Raw genomic sequence first — 16557 nt, forward strand, 5'->3', positions numbered from 1 at the left:
ACGCCAAGACGCAGAGTAAAACACTTTGTTCCTCTGCGCCCTGCATGAACCCTTAACTGAACAGCCCCAAAATATCATCTTGCGTGAGTTTTTTCAGGAAGCCCGCTTCAGTCGACACGAGGTCGTCGGCGAGGGCGCGCTTGCGGTCTTGCAACTGCACAATTTTTTCTTCTACCGTATCTTTACAAATCATTCGGTACGCAAAAACGCGCTTGGTTTGGCCAATGCGGTGTACGCGGTCGATGGCCTGCTGCTCCACGGCGGGATTCCACCACGGGTCTACGAGGTATACATAGTCGGCTTCGGTCAGGTTGAGCCCAACGCCACCCGCTTTGAGGCTCATCAAAAAAACGCGACATTCGTCGTCGCCCTGAAAACGATTGACCCGCTCGGCGCGGTCTTGCGTTTTACCATCAAGGTATTCGTACGGGATGCGGTCGCGTTCGAGCTTTTGGCGAATCAAGTCAAGCATTTTCAAAAACTGGCTGAAAATCACAATCTTATGATGAGAAGCATTTTCTTCAATCTCGCGCACAATTTCAGCCAGTTTGACCGAATCTTGTCCGTAGTCTTCGTCGTCGGAAAGCAAAGCTGGAGAATCACAAATTTGGCGGAGTTTTAGCAAGCCTTCCAAAATCAAAAACGACGCCTGTTCTCGTCCAACTTCCGCCATTTTGCCCGCAATCATGTCGCGGTATTTATCTCGAAACGCATTATAGACTTTGCGTTGGCGCTTGTCCATCTCGCAATACAGCACCGTTTCCGTCTTTTCGGGCAGGTCTTTGGCTACTTCCTCCTTGGTGCGTTTGAGCATAAACGGATAAATCAAACGGCGTAGCTCCGCCGCCCGGCTTTTGTCTTGATATTTATCAATCAAGGTAGCGTATTCGGTCCGGAAAAAATCTTCGTGACCGAGAAAGCCCGGATTCAAGAAATCAAACTGTGAATACAGGTCAAAGGTATTGTTTTCAACGGGCGTTCCCGTCATGGTCAGGCGATTTTGAGCGTTGAGCAGTTTTACAGCCTTAGAAATCATCGAATCGGGATTTTTGATGGCCTGGGCCTCATCCAACACCACATAATGAAACCGAAAGTTGCTCAACAATTCAATATCTGAACGTACAGAACCATACGTTGAAAGGATAATATCGTAGCGATTAAATACCTTGGCATTTTTGGTGCGTTGCGGCCCCGTGTGTACATAAAGCGTCAGTTCGGGACAAAACTTAGCGGCCTCGGCTTGCCAGTTGAATATCAACGTTTTAGGCACCACCACTAAATGTACACCTTTGGGATTTCGATTTTTTTGTTCCTGCAAAAACGTCAGCATTTGCAGGGTTTTGCCCAGCCCCATGTCGTCGGCCAAACAACCGCCCCAACCAAATTCATCCAAAAAATGCAGCCATTTATAGCCTTCTTCTTGATACGGTCGCAGGGTGGCGGTGATGTTTTTTGGCAGATTTATTTTTTTTATTTCGGTAAAATTCAACAGTTTTTCGCGCTTTTCGTCGAGTTCTTCGAGCAATTTAGGATTTTCGATAAACTCTTTGTAGCGCTCTAAAATCGTAAAATGTTGTTTAGAAAGCCGCAACACGCCCTTCTTTTCGTCCACTTTCCCAAACCGAAACAACTGCGCATATTGTGCCACCCATTCTTCGGGCAGCAGTCCGTACGAGCCGTCTTTGAGTTCGACGTAATTTTGCTTTTTCAGAATAGCCTTTCGCACGTCGGCCAGCGCTACCGATTGGTCGCCAAACGAGACTTCTACCTGCAAATCAAACCAGTCAATCCCTGAAGAATTACGAATTTTGAAGGTCGCCTTATTGGGGTTATAACGGAATTTTTTGAGGTTATTAAACCCAAAAAGTTTGGTACCATACTGATTCAGGGCTTCATAAAACTGAAACAGCCAGCCCGCTTCCAACACCTGCTCGGAGGGTAGATAAAAATATTCGTCGGTTTGGTGCTCAAAAGCAGGGTGTTGCTTTTGCAAAAACTGCACAAAAGTTTCTTCAGAATCACGGTCTCGGCGTTGAATCTGCACGGTATTATTATAGGCATTAACCCGGGCCTGCCGAAAATCGCGGGGTAGTTCTATCTCGTCTCCATCTTCTGTCGTGTACACAAAAACGGGCACAATCAACAAATTATCTTCGGCCTCTTTGAGGTAAACCCTTCCCTCCTGCCATTCGAGGTCAGTCTGCGAAATGGCCTGATTTTTATCAAATTCGACCGAAAACTGGTCGGCCAACGGAATCACAAAGCCGTTGAAAAACGTGTCATCGCGCACTGAGCGTAAGCGAATAGCCCCACCCAGTTCAAAAAAATGACGGGCCACTTTGGCCGCCGCCGCCGAACGAAAGCGACAAAGTAAATCACCGGGCAGCAGTGCCAACCAATACGTTTCCAAATCGGTAAGTTCCTGAAACGGAATCAGGGTTTCATTACCGTGTTTAATAAATGCCTCGAGAATGGTTTCTTGTTCGGTACGCGAAAGCTGAAAATGCAAATCCAGCGGGGTCTCGCTGACCGTCACGGCTGTTCCAGTACTGTGGGAGCTGATTTTTTGATTGACCCGAACGGCATGGCCCACCAGCAAAGGAAACAATTTCTCCAGCACTTTGCCCGTAATTTCGAGGGCGGCATCAATGATTTCTTCAGTGTATTTGATGTTCCAAGAAGAAGTAGAGAGCTTAAACCCACGCTGCCGCAGGGTTTCGTGCATAAATTCCTGCCCCAACAACCGGCTCGAATTCATGATTTCTAAATCGGTAGCATCAGCGGCGGGGCGTTCTTTATCGGTCCAGTTGATACGGGCAAAATGAGCCACTTTTCCCGTTTTGGAATTCAAAAATCCTTTGCCTACTTCGAGCCTAAAAAAAGGAAGCTCTTTGGTCGTAAAATGTTCCAATAGGTATACAAATACGGGCTTATCTTTGGCATTTTCGGCAGGTACAAAAGGACTGGCAGACTTGATGGGCAGGGTACTTTTAAAGACATTTCCCCACTGCACCCCCGCAATTGGCTGAATGCTCTTATCCAATACGACCAGTTCCAATTCGCCGTAATGATTGATTTTAAAGTCAAACTTTCCGACCAAATTATCCTCCGAAGTATAGCCATATTTGGCCAGCAATGCATCTTTTTCGCGCTCCCAATTCTTCAGTAACTCAAGTGCGTACAGCCCCCGTTGCTGCTTGAGCCACACCAAAACCCCCATCATGTGCTCACAGAGCGGTGTACGAAGTTCTTGCTGACAAGTACACGAAAAATGGTACTTAAACTTCTCTAGTCGGGTAATTAGCACCGTATTCACACCTTTTTTGCGCACAGACAGCTCAAAACGTTCATAGCCTTTGCCCTGCTCTACGGACTTTACTTCCAAATAATGACGGCGACTTGCCCAAAAAGAAAGCGGTACATTGTTCTGAATCTGTTGGTCGTCGAGGGTGCGTAAAACCACCGTCGTATCCGTCATTCGGTGCAGAGTGGGCTTATGAAACACGAGCTTTTGGGGCTCAATTTGCCGCGACGAATCGGTGATGTCAATGATGATTTTTTTTAGGTCGTGAATCGTCGGCTTGGTTTTTTCTGAGCCTTCACTCAGAAAATTTTCCAGTGCATAAGCCGCCGCTACGCCGTGCTTACAGGGATATACCTCTGAGGGACAACTGCAGTAACATTCAATGGCATCGGTATCGTCCATGCTCGACAGTTCCACCTCGTATTTCTGCGAACTCGATTGACTTTCAACGTTAAACTTTGCCGCGTAATAATCTCCGTCAAAACTCGCAATTTTTACTCCTCCACTTCTAAAAATATCATTTCCGCGTTGACGAACAGCACTTGAAGCTTCTTTTCGCAAAGCGGTCAAACTTTCTATGATCAGTCCTTTAAAATAAGCCATTTTATAGTTTCAATTTCCAGATTGCCAAGGGTCAAATTCTGACCTATAATTCCTGTCAACCCGTTCACAAAAGGTGGTACGTTCAATCTAATTCGTTAATATATTCCGCCGGCACATCATAGAGTTCATTCTCAACATCCTTCATTTTAGGGAACATCTTGGTATCAGGTTGGATTCCATAACGAAATTTAATTTCGGTGAATTCAAACGAAAAGTCGCTTTTGGTCGTCGATAGTAAAGGAAAGTCAACCCGTACCTGATAAATCGTCCCCTCGATGGTCTCGTATGGAGGTTTTTTGTACAAAGTAAACAAATCGATCTTTACCCGCTCGCCAATGCGAAAGGGGGATTCAATGGTAGATAATGGAAATAAAAGTTTCATAATAACGCGAATAACGATAAAACGGCAGTCCTTTGCAACGAACTCGTTACCTTCGCCGTATTATTGAACAATTCAAAACGCAAATCGTTCTGTAATTATTCAGCTTTTTAATGATACAACGGATACTAATTTTTGGGATATGTTGGGGTGGGCTCTTTCTAAATGCAAAAGCCCAGATTGATGAATATTATCGTCCTTTTAAACGCCCCAAAACGGCCATTTTGCTTACACAACCCGATTTATTTCGCTCCGACAGTCACTGGTACATCGGCATTGAAGGCGGGGGAAAATGGAACGGAGCTACGCTTTCCAATTCCCTTTTTGGGCTGTTGGCGTATCAATCGGGCTACACCGATAGCTACGCGGGTGGGCATTTGGGATATTCTCATAATTTACGTTGGACTATTGAATCAGGCTACATTCGCAATCCCTCCAATACCATCATGCGGGTCAATGCCTCTCGCGGCTTTACGGTCCGGGTCAATGAACTTGAACACAGCATTCCGCTGCGGTTTAAATGGCGCATTCTTCGGTTGGGCAACGTTCTCAAGCAATCGGGTATCTACGTCGGTGCAGGTTTTTTGTGGACTCCTACACGCAAACGACAAAATGCCGAAACTTTTGTATTAACAGGTCTTACCCGCTCATCGGGCGCTGGCAACGCACCCGATACGCTTTTGGTAGAAAATCAAACCTTCTCCACTGGAAAATCTAAACTAGAACCCGAAGTAAGCCTTGAATTTGTGGGCCGCGTATCGACCCACCTCGAACTCGTCGCCTTCGGGCGCGTTCACTATGCGGGTGCTTCTGCACTACGCTCCGATTCCCAATTATACATCAATCGACTGATTGAGGGCACGTCTTCACTTACCTTGCGCCCTGTGAGTTATCAGTTTGGCGTAGCCATCCGATACATTTACGGAATGCGGCATTTGTATCGAAGCCGTTTCGAAGATTGAAACAATCCATAACCTCGGTAATCTTTCTCCTTAAAACTGCTTATACTAGCCAAAGTTAGGCTGATAAGTAATTGCTTGTAAGGGGATTTTCCACTATTCCCTTCTTGAGAGCTAACCACCAGCGCGGGGAAACTTCCAACTACCGTTGAATTCAAAATAATTTTATACACCCACTCATAAGCCCATTTTTTAAACATCTTGTTAGAAAATTTCGTCATTCTAAGCAAACCAATAAGAGAAAAAACGGTAAAATTCGAGCCATAAAATGGTCGTAAATCATTTTATGGGTGTAAATTTAGCAAATTGCTTAAAAGTTACTTTTCGTTTACATCTCCAAAACACGTTGATGTCGGCGCTTTGTGTGAACAATAGACGGCAAAATGTTTCATACACCGACATTCATAAACTGTTAAATTATGACACAACACTGGCATTTACTTTCACCAGAAGAGACTTTAAAACACCAGCACAGCTCCCCTACGGGCCTGACAGCCTCGCAGGCGCAGAAAAAACTCCAAAGCGAAGGACGTAACGAATTGAAAACGAAGAAGAAAAAATCACCCATTTTTATTTTTCTTCAACAATTCCTAAATGTGATGATTCTGGTGCTCATTGTGGGAGCCGTGGTGTCGGGGATTGTGGGCGAGTTATCGGATACCATCGTTATTTTGGTCATCGTGCTACTAAATGCTGTCATTGGTTTTGTGCAAGAATACCGCGCCGAAAAAGCCATGGAAGCGCTTGGAAAACTGGCAGTTCCGACCACCAAAGTAATTCGCGACGGCAAACCCACCGACATTCCCTCCCCTGAGCTTGTCAAAGGTGACCTCGTTTTGCTCGAAGCGGGTGCGGCCGTCCCCGCCGACCTGCGTTTGATGGAAGTGCATTCGCTCAAAATTGAAGAAGCGGGCCTGACGGGCGAATCACAACCTGTTGATAAAACAATCGACCCACTTGATGACAAATCGCTGCCTTTGGGCGACCGCACCAACATGGCTTTTAGCGGCACCAACGTCACTAACGGCCGAGCGCAGGGCGTCGTAGTGGCCACGGGTATGGATACTGAACTGGGCAAAATCGCGGGGATGTTGCAAGAAGAAGGCAGTGAAACACCCCTCCAAAAAAGAATGGGCGATTTTGGCCGACGATTGACCGTTATCATCCTGATCCTCTGCGGGGTACTGTTTTTGGCGGGGTACCTGCGCGGCGAAGAAATTGGCAATATGCTGCTTACGTCCATTTCGCTCGCGGTTGCGGCCATTCCCGAAGCATTACCCGCTGTCATTACGGTTTCGTTGGCGTTGGGCGCGGGCCGTTTGGCCAAACGAAATGCCCTCGTTCGAAAACTATACGCGGTCGAAACCCTCGGCTCTGTGACCTACATCTGCACCGACAAAACGGGGACTTTGACCAAAAACAAAATGGAAGTGGTAGACCTTTGGGTAACCAATGAAGCTGACCAAATGCGTATGGTACAGGCTATGGCCCTCAATCAAGACGTAAAAAAACAGGACAACATCCTCACCGGCGACCCCACCGAAGTGGCCATCCTCAACTATGCGCAAACACAGGATTCTTTTGATAAACAATGGCGGAAGAGAAACAAACGCGTGCATGAATTGCCGTTTGATTCGGATCGCAAGGCCATGACAACCATTCATGAATATGACGGTAAATTTTTGATTATTTCCAAAGGTGCGGCCGAATCAATTGCCCAAATCAGCATTGGAGACGACACCGTTATCAAAGAACAGGAAGAACGCATGGCCCAAGAAGGAATGCGCGTTTTGGGGTTTGCCACCAAAGTATTGGACGCGTTACCCGCCGACATTACCATTGAAACCATCGAAAAAGACCTTGATTTTTTGGGGCTGGTCGGCCTGATTGACCCGCCACGCGAAGAAGCACAAAAGGCCATTCAAGAATGTAAATCGGCTGGAATCGTGCCCGTGATGATCACTGGCGACCACCCACTCACGGCGGCGAGCATCGCCCGCGAAATCGGTATTCTGGACAACGACCAGCAAAAGGTAATCACGGGCAAAGAACTGGCTGCCATGAGCGAAAAGAAGTTTGCCAAAGAAGTGCTGGATATTAGAGTGTACGCGCGCGTGTCGCCCGAACAAAAACTAAACATCGTAAAAGCCCTTCAGAATCGCGACCAGTTTGTGTCCATGACGGGCGACGGTGTCAACGATGCGCCTTCGCTCAAACGCGCCAACATCGGCATAGCCATGGGAATCACGGGCACCGACGTAACCAAGGAGGCCGCGCACATGATTTTGTTGGACGATAACTTTGCCACCATCATCAAGGCCGTCCGCGAAGGGCGCCGCATTTACGACAATATCACGAAATTCATTAAGTACATCATGACTGGCAATGCCGCCGAAATCTGGAGCATCTTTTTGGCTCCGCTCATTGGCTTGCCTATTCCATTGTTGCCCGTTCATATTTTATGGGTCAATTTGGTAACGGACGGTTTGCCAGCCTTGGCGCTGGCGGCTGAGCCTGCCGAAAAAGGCATCATGAGTCACCCACCGCGCGACCCTAAAGAGAGCATTTTTGCCAACGGGCTGGGCCGCCATATCATTTGGGTAGGTATTTTGGTGGGATTACTGACCGTCGGCACGCAGTGGTACGAAATCAATTCTGGCGCTGACCACTGGCAAACGATTGTGTTTACGGTGCTGTGTCTGAGTCAACTTTGGCACGTAATGGCCGTGCGAAGCCATAAAGAATCGTTGTTTAGCCAAGGTTTATTGGGTAACAAAACCTTACTCGGGGCCGTATTATTAACTATTGCTTTGCAGATGGCGGTGATATACGTGCCGTTTCTGAATGACTTCTTCCATACGCAGCCTCTTACATTGGAAGAATTAGCTGTTGCCTTTGGCGTATCAAGCATTACTTTTTGGGCCGTCGAGGTGGAAAAAACCTTTAAACGAAACAAAAAGTAAAAAAGAGACTTGGAAAGTTTTCTAAACTTTCCAAGTCTCCGAGGAACAGGTGATTAAAAATCGGTATTTGCTTCGGTAATGTCCATTTTCTGAATCCATATATTACGGTAAAGTACGTCATGGCCTTCGGCCTGTAATTTTAGGCCACCAGGCGTATCCGTGATTCCTTTGCCGCCATCATTTCCCCCGTCAATGCCCGAGTTCGGACCGCCCCATACTTGACTGATGCGCTGGTTTTTGTGCACTTTTTTTCCGTTAAAATAAATGGTTACTAGGGGTTTTTCAACCAGCTTTCCATCCTTGAAACGCGCCGCCCTAAACATAATATCGTAGGCGTTCCATTTTCCTACACCGTTATAGGCATAGTAAGGGGAAGGCGTTTCGTTGATGACCGCCGCCATGCCGTGCGAGGTGGTATCACCGTCTAATACTTGAATTTCGTAACGATTTTGGAGATAAACACCGCTGTTGCCACCCGGTTTGCTGATGTAAAACTCCACATGAAGGCGAAAATCCTTGAATTTTTCTTTGGTAACAATATCTGCCGCACCGTACTTTCCACCCGCTGCGGCAGGGTCATTGGTATTGACGGCCGTTCCTTTATCGACCGGGTCATTGACAATAAACCATTTGATGGGAAGCGTAGCCGCCAAACGCGGGCCATCCCAATACGTCCATTTTTCATCGAGCATTTTGCGCGACCCGTCAAAATACACTTCAGCTTTTTTGGGGGCTTTTACCCCGACTCCTACTTGGGCAACCACGGGAAATGCTAAGCCAACCACAAGCATGGCCCCAGCAAAAATGAACGATTTAGCGGCAATTTTATTCATGAGAAAACAAGTTTTGGGGGTGAATTACAACTATTTATCAAAGCAAGAAAAGGCTTATTCTACTTCATTTTAAGTAGGTCTCGTACACAAACAGCGTGGAAGCGGCATCATCATCGGGCACAAAATACCCGCGTAGTCCCGTGGCGGTTGATTCCATCCAAAAGGGATTGTTGGTCATGGGTGCACCCGTGGGCGACCACAGCAGCAACGGCACCTGATGCACCGGGCGGTTGTCTTTCAAATCCACCACTTCCAAGCCCCCCAACGCAAAAGCCACGGCGTCGGGAGCGGTCTTGTATTTTTTCAGCCCACCGCAAAGCATCTTTCGTTGCCCGATGTAGTGACAATCCTGATAATCCACATAAAAGGCAGGATTATCTACCCGCAATTGTTTGGGAGAAACGGCCGTATTTGACGACACTTCCCACTGATAAAAGCGGCGAGAACCCCAACTTACCGCGTTGAGCGTATTGGCTTCGGTATCGTGGACGATGCCCCCAAGGTGGTCATCCACTCGCATCACTTCAACGGCTTTCATCGTTTCAGGGTCGACTTTATAAATCACCGCCCGACTGTCGGCGCGGTATTCTGCCACGGGAACCCAGATGTATTTTCCGTCAAAATCTATCCCGCCCGGATGGTATATTAAGCCCTCGCCCAAGGTAATGGAAGAGATTAGTTTGCCTGTGGCGTCAAACTTAAAAAGGTGGCCGATGCCCGCGCCTCCGTCGTTGTCTTGCCGTTTGCGGGTGACTTCTACCGAACTCAGGTAAAAATATTGGCCAATTTTAACCATTCCCTGCGGATGAAAACTCGGAAATTGAAGCCGAACCGAAGCCGTTAATTTCCACGGCGAATCAGGGCGAAGTTGGGTGAGTTTTTTCAGCAATTGTGCCTGCGCCAAAAGGTTAAAAAACAAGCAAAAGGTCAACACAAAGTACTTCATAGTATTTTTGAAAATGGAAGAATGAGTTGTTTTTAAAAGTAAAGTAAGCCCTTATTCTTTGATTTAGATGGCCATTATTAGAAAACATCCTGCGCAAAAGACAAAAAAAAGCCGCCCCTCAAGTGAAGGACGGCTTTCCGACGTTTTCTTAACCTAAACTAAAATTTTTTATACTTATTTCCTGATTGTCGATACTGGCAAAAAAGGAAATGGTTACAGTGAATGTCTACATTTTGTTTGTCTCTGGTCCAAAGCGGTTTTCAGGAATCCCATCTTTCAACCCCTCTGCTTTACTGACCTGAATTGGCCCTGTTACGCAAATCTTCGGTACTTGTGCTCCGCTGACGGGCGGCTTTAACATTTTGATTTCCAAATCGATACGTAAACGATAAGCGTACTTGGCGGCTTTCCCAACGCGAATTGACGCGGAAATTCAAATCTTGGTATTTAACCGTTCCAGCAAAACGATTCAGGAAGAAAATATCCTGAACATTCAGGCGTAAGGAGGCCTTCCGATTCCAAAGTGATTTGGCAAAACCCGCACTGATTTGACCCTGTGCTTTGGCTTGGAGGATGTTGTACTGCGTTGGTGAATTCCAGAATCCGCTCAACTCCGCCGTGTAGCCCTTGGGAAGTGTAAAATTGTTGGTCACAAATACCGTCGCTCCAAATTGACCCAAATCCAAGTCGGCACCGTAGTAAAACGAGCGGTAGCGGTTATAAAACGCACTGACGTTGTTTTGCATCGTCCACCATTTACTGATGGTGACGGGTATACTAAACGTTGCGTTGTAACTATCTTGATGGTCAAGGTTTTCGGTGGTAACGTAGGTTTTATTTTCTTCGGCAATCTGTTTCGGAATCTGGTCGGCTATGACGTCGTTAATGCGGCTGTAGCCCAACGTGGTCGAAAACATCCCCTTAAATACGTGCGTTACCTGAAACGAATTGGTAAACTGCGGGCGCAAATTTGGGTTTCCTTGTTGGAAGGTCAACGGATCTAAAAAGAACTGGAAAGGATTCAAGTTGCGGTAGTTCGGACGGTCGATGCGACGACTAAACGACACGTTCAACACGTTGTTGGTATCCAACTGACGCGACACGAACACACTAGGAAACGCGTTGACGTAGTTGCGGTCTACGATGCTGTTGAGCGTTACTGAATTTCCTTTTGAGTGCGTATGCTCCACGCGCAATCCTAATTGCAACTGCGTTTTTTTATCAAGTTTTGTGCTATAATTGGAGTAAACCGCGTTGATATTTTCGGTGTATTTAAAACGATTAGAGCGCGAAGGGTCCAGAATCCACTGCTTATCCACTTGCGTCTCAAAACGCATATCGTTGTCTGAATTTACCAAACTACTTTTGGCCCCAGCTTCAAATTTACCCTTTTTGAGGGGATGGATATAGTCTACTTTTGCGGCCGCAATACCGATAGTTGAAGGCATGATGTTGCGTACAATCTCTTTGCTGGTAAGCACGTCTTTGGCATCAAAGTAATTGGTATTGAGATCGTTACCAGAATTTCCGTCAAAAACCGAGTAGTCGGCATCAGCGCTCAACTCGCGACCGTCCCCAAAGTCATGTTTCAAATTAAGGTTGCCCGTGAAGTTATTTAACTTATTATGGTTGAAAGCGTCGGTGGCAAAACGGCCCGTCAGTGTACGATTTTTGTCGTAAAAATCCGTACTTGAAATTCCGTTCATTTTGAACTGATTCAAGAAGCCCGTTGCCAAGATGCCGACCGTTGTTTTCTTGGTCACAAAATAATCCACACCTGCCCTAAAACTCAGGTTTTGGGGATTACCCACGCGGGGGCTGTTTTGGTCCAAGTAGGTAATTTGGTCTTTGTAAGCAATGGTCCGGTCGATGTCCTGTGTATTTTGAAAACGGGCGTGGAAGAGACTCACGTTGGCAAATGAGTTGATTTTTGCGGTGCGGTGATTGAGCCCAATCGAGCCGTTCAGCTTTTCGTATCTTCCCACCCCCGCGCTGAGGGTATAGTTTCCGTTGGTACCGAAATTTTTGTTTTTCTTCAACACAATGTTAATCAAACCCGAATTACCAGCGGCGTCGTATTTGGCGGGTGGATTAGTTATCAATTCAATTTTTTCAACGTTGTCGCTGGGCATACTTTGGAGCATGTTCATGAGGTCTTGCATCGAAATCTGCTGCAATTTTCCGTCAATCATCACCATCACTCCCTGCCGGCCTTTCAATTGCAAACGATCATTCTGGCGGTCAATCGTTACGCCCGGTGCTTTTTCCAACACCTCCAAGGCAGTCCCCCCCGCCGATACGACGCTGTTTTCAACGTTAACCACCATCCGGTCAATCTGCTGTTCCACAAAAGGTTTCTTGGAAATCACCTTTACCTCGTCCAAAGTTTGCGAAGTTTCAGACATCTGTAGTGCTGGCACCTGAACAGTGGTGGAGGCGGCCGAAATCGAAAAAGGAGCCGAATACGTTTTTTGAAATCCGACCATGTTGGCCCCAATCAAATAACTACCCTCGGGCACGTTTTCAACTTCATAATAACCTGTTTCGCTCGTGATAGCTCCTTTTACCAGCGTAGAGTCCTTTGCCTTGAGCAATAAAACGGTCGCAAATGGGAGGGATTTTCCGTTTGCTTCACGGATTTCGCCCGATACTTTCCCCCGAACAGGGCTTTGGGCAAACATTGAAGTAGAAAGCAGCAACATAGCTGCAACCAAACTCGTAAAAGTTTTCATGGCTATTGTTTAAAATGGCTGTTGTTAATTACTGCTCCAAAACTACGGTACTTTGCAATACAAGCTACCTTTTTTTACACAAGCGGTTTGATTTTTTGGACAAACGGTTTGAAGGAGCCGATTAGGATAAATTTTAGATTACAGGCAGCCAATGGGATACTTTTGAAATATTTAACTGCCTGTAATCTCTTGCTTACTTCGTTTTCATGCTGCTAATTTCAGGGATAAGATGCATTCAAGTATATAAACGTTGCACGAAGTGTTAAAAAAACTTCATGAAAGGTAAAAATTGGTTTCTCAATTAGGTTTGTCTTTATTTTGTGCCTTCGTCAAATCAACCCCAGTTATGCAGCTCCCTTATTATATTGATATGATTGGCGTATTGGTGTTTGCTATATCGGGCGCTTTGGCGGCTTCCGATAAGAAAATGTACCAAGACCTGTTCGGCGTATTTTTTACGGGATTCATCTCGGCCATCGGTGGCGGCACCCTCCGCGACGTCACACTGGGTGTGTATCCGCTGGCGTGGGTGAAAGACATGAATTACCTGATTTTCATCACGTTGGGGGTCATCATTACGGTACTTTTCAAGCGCGTCATTTTTCGGTTGCATAAAGTTATTTTTCTGCTCGACACCGTCGGCATCGGCGTCTACACGATTTTGGGTGTGCAAAAATCCCTTCAGTACGGCGTCAATCCTTTTGCGGCCATTATATTAGGAATGGTATCTGCCGTCTTTGGCGGCGTCATTCGCGACACCCTCATCAACGAACTCCCGCTGATTTTCCAAAAAGAAATCTACGCCACGGCCTGTATGGCGGGGGCGGTCGTGTTTGTTTTACTGGATTACTACGATTTTCATTCGGATTGGAATGCGATTGGATGCGTATTATTGATTATTATTGTTCGGTTAATCGCGGTAAAGTACCGTTTGTCTTTGCCCAAAATTGACCTGTAAATACCTGACCTATTACCTTTTATGAAAGAATCTTTAGCGGCGCTGGACTACATCCGCCTCGATTTTTCGGCCGAAAGCTCGGCCACCATCAACGTGGCGCTCGCGCTGATTATGTTTGGCGTGGCGCTGGACATCAAACCCGAACATTTCAAAAACCTCATTCAAAATCCCCGGCAACTCATCGCCGGCGTATTGAGCCAAGCCATTTTATTACCCGCCGCCACTTTTGGTCTGGTGATGGCCCTTGGCGACAATATCACCGTAGGCGTGGCTCTGGGGATGATTTTGGTGGCTGCCTGTCCAGGCGGCAATATTTCCAATTTTATCACTTCTTTTGCCCGAGGCAACGTGGCGCTGGCCGTCAGCCTAACGGCCATCAGTACGATTTTGGCGGTGATTATGACGCCCTTTAACTTCACATTCTGGGGCAACATGTACGCGCAGGCCAACTCACTGGTACGGCCCATCGAACTGGACTGGCGGGAGTTGCTCAAATCGGTCATGATGATTTTGGGCCTGCCGATGGCGCTCGGAATGCTCTGCTCGGTTTATATGCCTCGCCTCGCGGAGCGCCTCATCAAACCCCTGCGGCAGGCTTCCTTGGTGTTTTTTATCGTTTTGGTAGTGGTGGCTTTCACCAAAAATTTCGACATTTTCATCAATCACATCACCTACGTTTTTCTGTTGGTGCTGATTCACAACGGCATCGCGCTGGGCATGGGATACCTGACCGCGAGCGTTTTTGGTCTTTCAGAAACCAACCGCCGCACGCTCAGCATCGAAACTGGCATCCACAACTCGGGCTTAGGACTCGCGCTGCTTTTTAACCCTGCCGTTTTCCCCCCCGATTTGCCGCTGGGCGGCATGGCCATCGTGGCGGGCTGGTGGAGCATCTGGCACATTGTATCGGGCACGGCCTTGGCGTTTTATTGGCAACGAAAAAGTACGTTGGTGGGTGTGAAGGATTAGGTTAGTAGGATTTTTGTTGATTAGGGTAATTATAAAAAGCAATGACAGTAGAAGATTTCAACACTGACAAGGGACTTTATATTTTCAAGTTTGACAATTTCGAGACAGTGTATCATAGTCACCCGGCAATTGAAATAATCTTAGCAGAGAATGGGACTTTCACTCTTTGGACACAAAACTCTGAATATCAAAATTTAAAATTTGCCCTCGTTGAAGCCAATCAGAAACACAAACTTTCTTCGACAAACTGTGAGTTAAAAGTAATTATGATCGAACACCATAAAAAATTTGTAAAGGAGATTTTAGTTCTCAACGGTATTAATTCAGAGATGGGTTTCTATTTTCAAACTACCAAAGGAAATGAGAAAAAAATCATTCAAGAAATTATTCAAAAAATAAAGAATTATGAATTTTTAATGGAATATGATGAACGAATTTTAGCAACAATTAAATATTTGAACAACAACAAGCTTGAATACAAGCAGATGATAAAAACTTTACAAAGCGTCACAAACCTTTCAGAAAGTAGGCTTTCACACCTTTTTACATCTAACCTTGGAATTTCATTAAAAAAATATCTTATCTGGACTAAGTTAAAATTAACAATAAAGCAACATTTAAACGGAAAAGACGATTTATTTTCTTCATTAATCAGTAGTGGATTTTATGACCAACCACATTTTAGCAAGAGCTTTAAATCCATGTTAGGTGTAAAAGCTTCAAAAGCATACAATAGCAGAACCTTACAAGTTTCAACCATTTTGACACTTTAAATTTGCTGGCATCGTAATAACTCTAAAATTTAAGACAAATATGCCAGATAATATTAGATTCATTAACAAGGACGACTTAGAAGACCTTAAATCTGTTATTGAAACAAGTGGGCTTTTTCCACCTTACCTACTTGCAGGTATGCTATCCGACTTTTTTGACAATTCAGAAACACAGGACATTTGGTTGACCAAAGTAATAAATGAAAAGCCTATTGCTATTACATATTGTGCACCAGAGCGATTAACTTCTGGAACATACAATTTGTACCTTATCGCAGTTCATAAAGATTTTCAGGGAAAAGGAATTGGCGGTGAGCTAATGAATTACATTGAGACTTTATTAAAATCCAACGGAAACAGAATTCTGATAGTTGAAACTTCGGGTTTACCTGAATTTGAATTAACACGAAAGTTTTATGAAAATAAGAGTTATAATAGAGAAGCGGTTATTCGTGATTTTTATAATGAAGGAGAAGACAAGGTGGTATTTTGGAAAAAATTAACTTAATTGAGAAAAAACTGAACAAAATTACGGTTTGAATAAATGCGGGGAAAATCCCCGAATAATTGTCTTACTTAACTACTTCAATAGCCATTGCAATCACTCAATTGGTTTACTCTAACCTTTAAAATCACCACTCTTTTACCCAATGAATACACAAAATCGGGCCATCAAAATCAGCATCATGTTTATTTTTTCGGCCGTGCTGGTGTTTCATTTTTTGATTCTTACGGGCGTTATTCCTTACGAAAACACCTGGGGTGGGCGGCTCAAAAGCCACCAAGAAATGATTCAGTTTGAAACGATTTCGATTGCCGTCAACCTGTTTTTTATGTTTTTGGTAGCCGTGAAAGCCAAATGGTTGAAAATCAACTTCCCCGCTCGTCTACTCACGGTGTTGTTTTGGGGCATGTCGTTGATTTTTGCTGTTAACACCCTCGGCAATCTCGTGGCAATCAACTCCTTAGAAAAATATATCGCCACGCCCATTACCTTGATTTTAAGCATCTTGACCGCCCTCCTTGCGCGGGAGAAAGCATCCGCTTAAAGGACTTCGTTTTTCGTTGCTAAAATTTAAAAAAGCATCGTTTTGGCGCCCACATAGCCGTGCTTCATGTCAAAAAATGGGTTACTTTT

The 16557-nt window shown here is 45.5% G+C and carries 12 protein-coding genes; 7 read left to right on the forward strand and 5 right to left on the reverse strand.

Annotation, left to right across the window (positions count from 1 at the left end; genetic code table 11):
- Nucleotides 1-52: 52 nt before the first annotated feature.
- Nucleotides 53-3907, reverse strand: a complete 3855-nt coding sequence (locus tag GVN20_RS06385; RefSeq protein ID WP_166557533.1) for an SNF2-related protein — start codon at nucleotides 3905-3907, stop codon at nucleotides 53-55.
- Between the two features lie 82 nt (nucleotides 3908-3989).
- Nucleotides 3990-4289 carry a hypothetical protein gene (locus tag GVN20_RS06390; RefSeq protein WP_166557534.1) on the reverse strand — a complete coding sequence of 100 codons (300 nt, stop codon included), beginning with the start codon at nucleotides 4287-4289 and terminating at the stop codon, nucleotides 3990-3992.
- A 110-nt stretch (nucleotides 4290-4399) separates the two neighbouring features.
- Between GVN20_RS06390 and GVN20_RS06395 the strand changes: the two genes are divergently transcribed.
- Together GVN20_RS06395 and GVN20_RS06400 are read left to right on the forward strand one after the other, a co-directional pair.
- Complete coding sequence (locus tag GVN20_RS06395) at nucleotides 4400-5248, forward strand: hypothetical protein (protein ID WP_166557535.1); 849 nt, start codon at nucleotides 4400-4402, stop codon at nucleotides 5246-5248.
- 416 nt (nucleotides 5249-5664) lie between these two features.
- Nucleotides 5665-8208 (forward strand): cation-translocating P-type ATPase, encoded by a 2544-nt coding sequence (locus GVN20_RS06400; RefSeq protein WP_166557536.1) that lies wholly within the window; start codon nucleotides 5665-5667, stop codon nucleotides 8206-8208.
- A 53-nt stretch (nucleotides 8209-8261) separates the two neighbouring features.
- Here the strand turns inward: GVN20_RS06400 and GVN20_RS06405 are convergent, their stop codons facing one another.
- The 3 genes from GVN20_RS06405 to GVN20_RS06415 all read right to left on the reverse strand — a co-directional run bounded on the left by GVN20_RS06405 (nucleotide 8262) and on the right by GVN20_RS06415 (nucleotide 12719).
- Entirely contained in the window at nucleotides 8262-9041 is a 780-nt protein-coding gene (locus GVN20_RS06405) for a DUF1080 domain-containing protein (protein WP_166557537.1), read from the reverse strand.
- Between the two features lie 64 nt (nucleotides 9042-9105).
- On the reverse strand, nucleotides 9106-9987 hold the full coding sequence (locus tag GVN20_RS06410; RefSeq protein ID WP_166557538.1) for a DUF6454 family protein: 882 nt from the start codon (nucleotides 9985-9987) through the stop codon (nucleotides 9106-9108).
- 290 nt (nucleotides 9988-10277) lie between these two features.
- Entirely contained in the window at nucleotides 10278-12719 is a 2442-nt protein-coding gene (locus GVN20_RS06415; RefSeq protein ID WP_166557539.1) for an outer membrane beta-barrel family protein, read from the reverse strand.
- Between the two features lie 346 nt (nucleotides 12720-13065).
- On the opposite strand from GVN20_RS06415, the gene GVN20_RS06420 reads away from it, so the two are divergent.
- From GVN20_RS06420 to GVN20_RS06440, 5 genes are all read left to right on the forward strand, one after another.
- Nucleotides 13066-13677: a trimeric intracellular cation channel family protein gene (locus GVN20_RS06420; protein WP_166557540.1), complete on the forward strand. Its 612-nt coding sequence runs from the start codon at nucleotides 13066-13068 to the stop codon at nucleotides 13675-13677.
- A 21-nt stretch (nucleotides 13678-13698) separates the two neighbouring features.
- Nucleotides 13699-14646, forward strand: coding sequence for a bile acid:sodium symporter family protein (locus GVN20_RS06425; protein WP_166557541.1), 948 nt, complete (start codon nucleotides 13699-13701; stop codon nucleotides 14644-14646).
- 41 nt (nucleotides 14647-14687) lie between these two features.
- Nucleotides 14688-15419: a helix-turn-helix domain-containing protein gene (locus GVN20_RS06430; RefSeq protein WP_166557542.1), complete on the forward strand. Its 732-nt coding sequence runs from the start codon at nucleotides 14688-14690 to the stop codon at nucleotides 15417-15419.
- A 40-nt stretch (nucleotides 15420-15459) separates the two neighbouring features.
- Entirely contained in the window at nucleotides 15460-15927 is a 468-nt protein-coding gene (locus GVN20_RS06435; protein WP_166557543.1) for a GNAT family N-acetyltransferase, read from the forward strand.
- Between the two features lie 142 nt (nucleotides 15928-16069).
- Nucleotides 16070-16468, forward strand: coding sequence for a hypothetical protein (locus tag GVN20_RS06440; RefSeq protein ID WP_166557544.1), 399 nt, complete (start codon nucleotides 16070-16072; stop codon nucleotides 16466-16468).
- Nucleotides 16469-16557: the final 89 nt, after the last annotated feature.

Origin of the sequence: Runella sp. CRIBMP, from assembly GCF_009905605.1 — a bacterium.
Classification (GTDB): Bacteria; Bacteroidota; Bacteroidia; order Cytophagales; family Spirosomataceae; genus Runella.

Bases quoted from the DNA above. Each gene is read 5' to 3' on its own strand.
- GVN20_RS06385 (WP_166557533.1), bottom strand. From the start codon at position 3,907: ATGGCTTATTTTAAAGGACTGATCATAGAAAGTTTGACCGCTTTGCGA.
- GVN20_RS06390 (WP_166557534.1), bottom strand. From the start codon at position 4,289: ATGAAACTTTTATTTCCATTATCTACCATTGAATCCCCCTTTCGCATT.
- GVN20_RS06395 (WP_166557535.1), top strand. From the start codon at position 4,400: ATGATACAACGGATACTAATTTTTGGGATATGTTGGGGTGGGCTCTTT.
- GVN20_RS06400 (WP_166557536.1), top strand. From the start codon at position 5,665: ATGACACAACACTGGCATTTACTTTCACCAGAAGAGACTTTAAAACAC.
- GVN20_RS06405 (WP_166557537.1), bottom strand. From the start codon at position 9,041: ATGAATAAAATTGCCGCTAAATCGTTCATTTTTGCTGGGGCCATGCTT.
- GVN20_RS06410 (WP_166557538.1), bottom strand. From the start codon at position 9,987: ATGAAGTACTTTGTGTTGACCTTTTGCTTGTTTTTTAACCTTTTGGCG.
- GVN20_RS06415 (WP_166557539.1), bottom strand. From the start codon at position 12,719: ATGAAAACTTTTACGAGTTTGGTTGCAGCTATGTTGCTGCTTTCTACT.
- GVN20_RS06420 (WP_166557540.1), top strand. From the start codon at position 13,066: ATGCAGCTCCCTTATTATATTGATATGATTGGCGTATTGGTGTTTGCT.
- GVN20_RS06425 (WP_166557541.1), top strand. From the start codon at position 13,699: ATGAAAGAATCTTTAGCGGCGCTGGACTACATCCGCCTCGATTTTTCG.
- GVN20_RS06430 (WP_166557542.1), top strand. From the start codon at position 14,688: ATGACAGTAGAAGATTTCAACACTGACAAGGGACTTTATATTTTCAAG.
- GVN20_RS06435 (WP_166557543.1), top strand. From the start codon at position 15,460: ATGCCAGATAATATTAGATTCATTAACAAGGACGACTTAGAAGACCTT.
- GVN20_RS06440 (WP_166557544.1), top strand. From the start codon at position 16,070: ATGAATACACAAAATCGGGCCATCAAAATCAGCATCATGTTTATTTTT.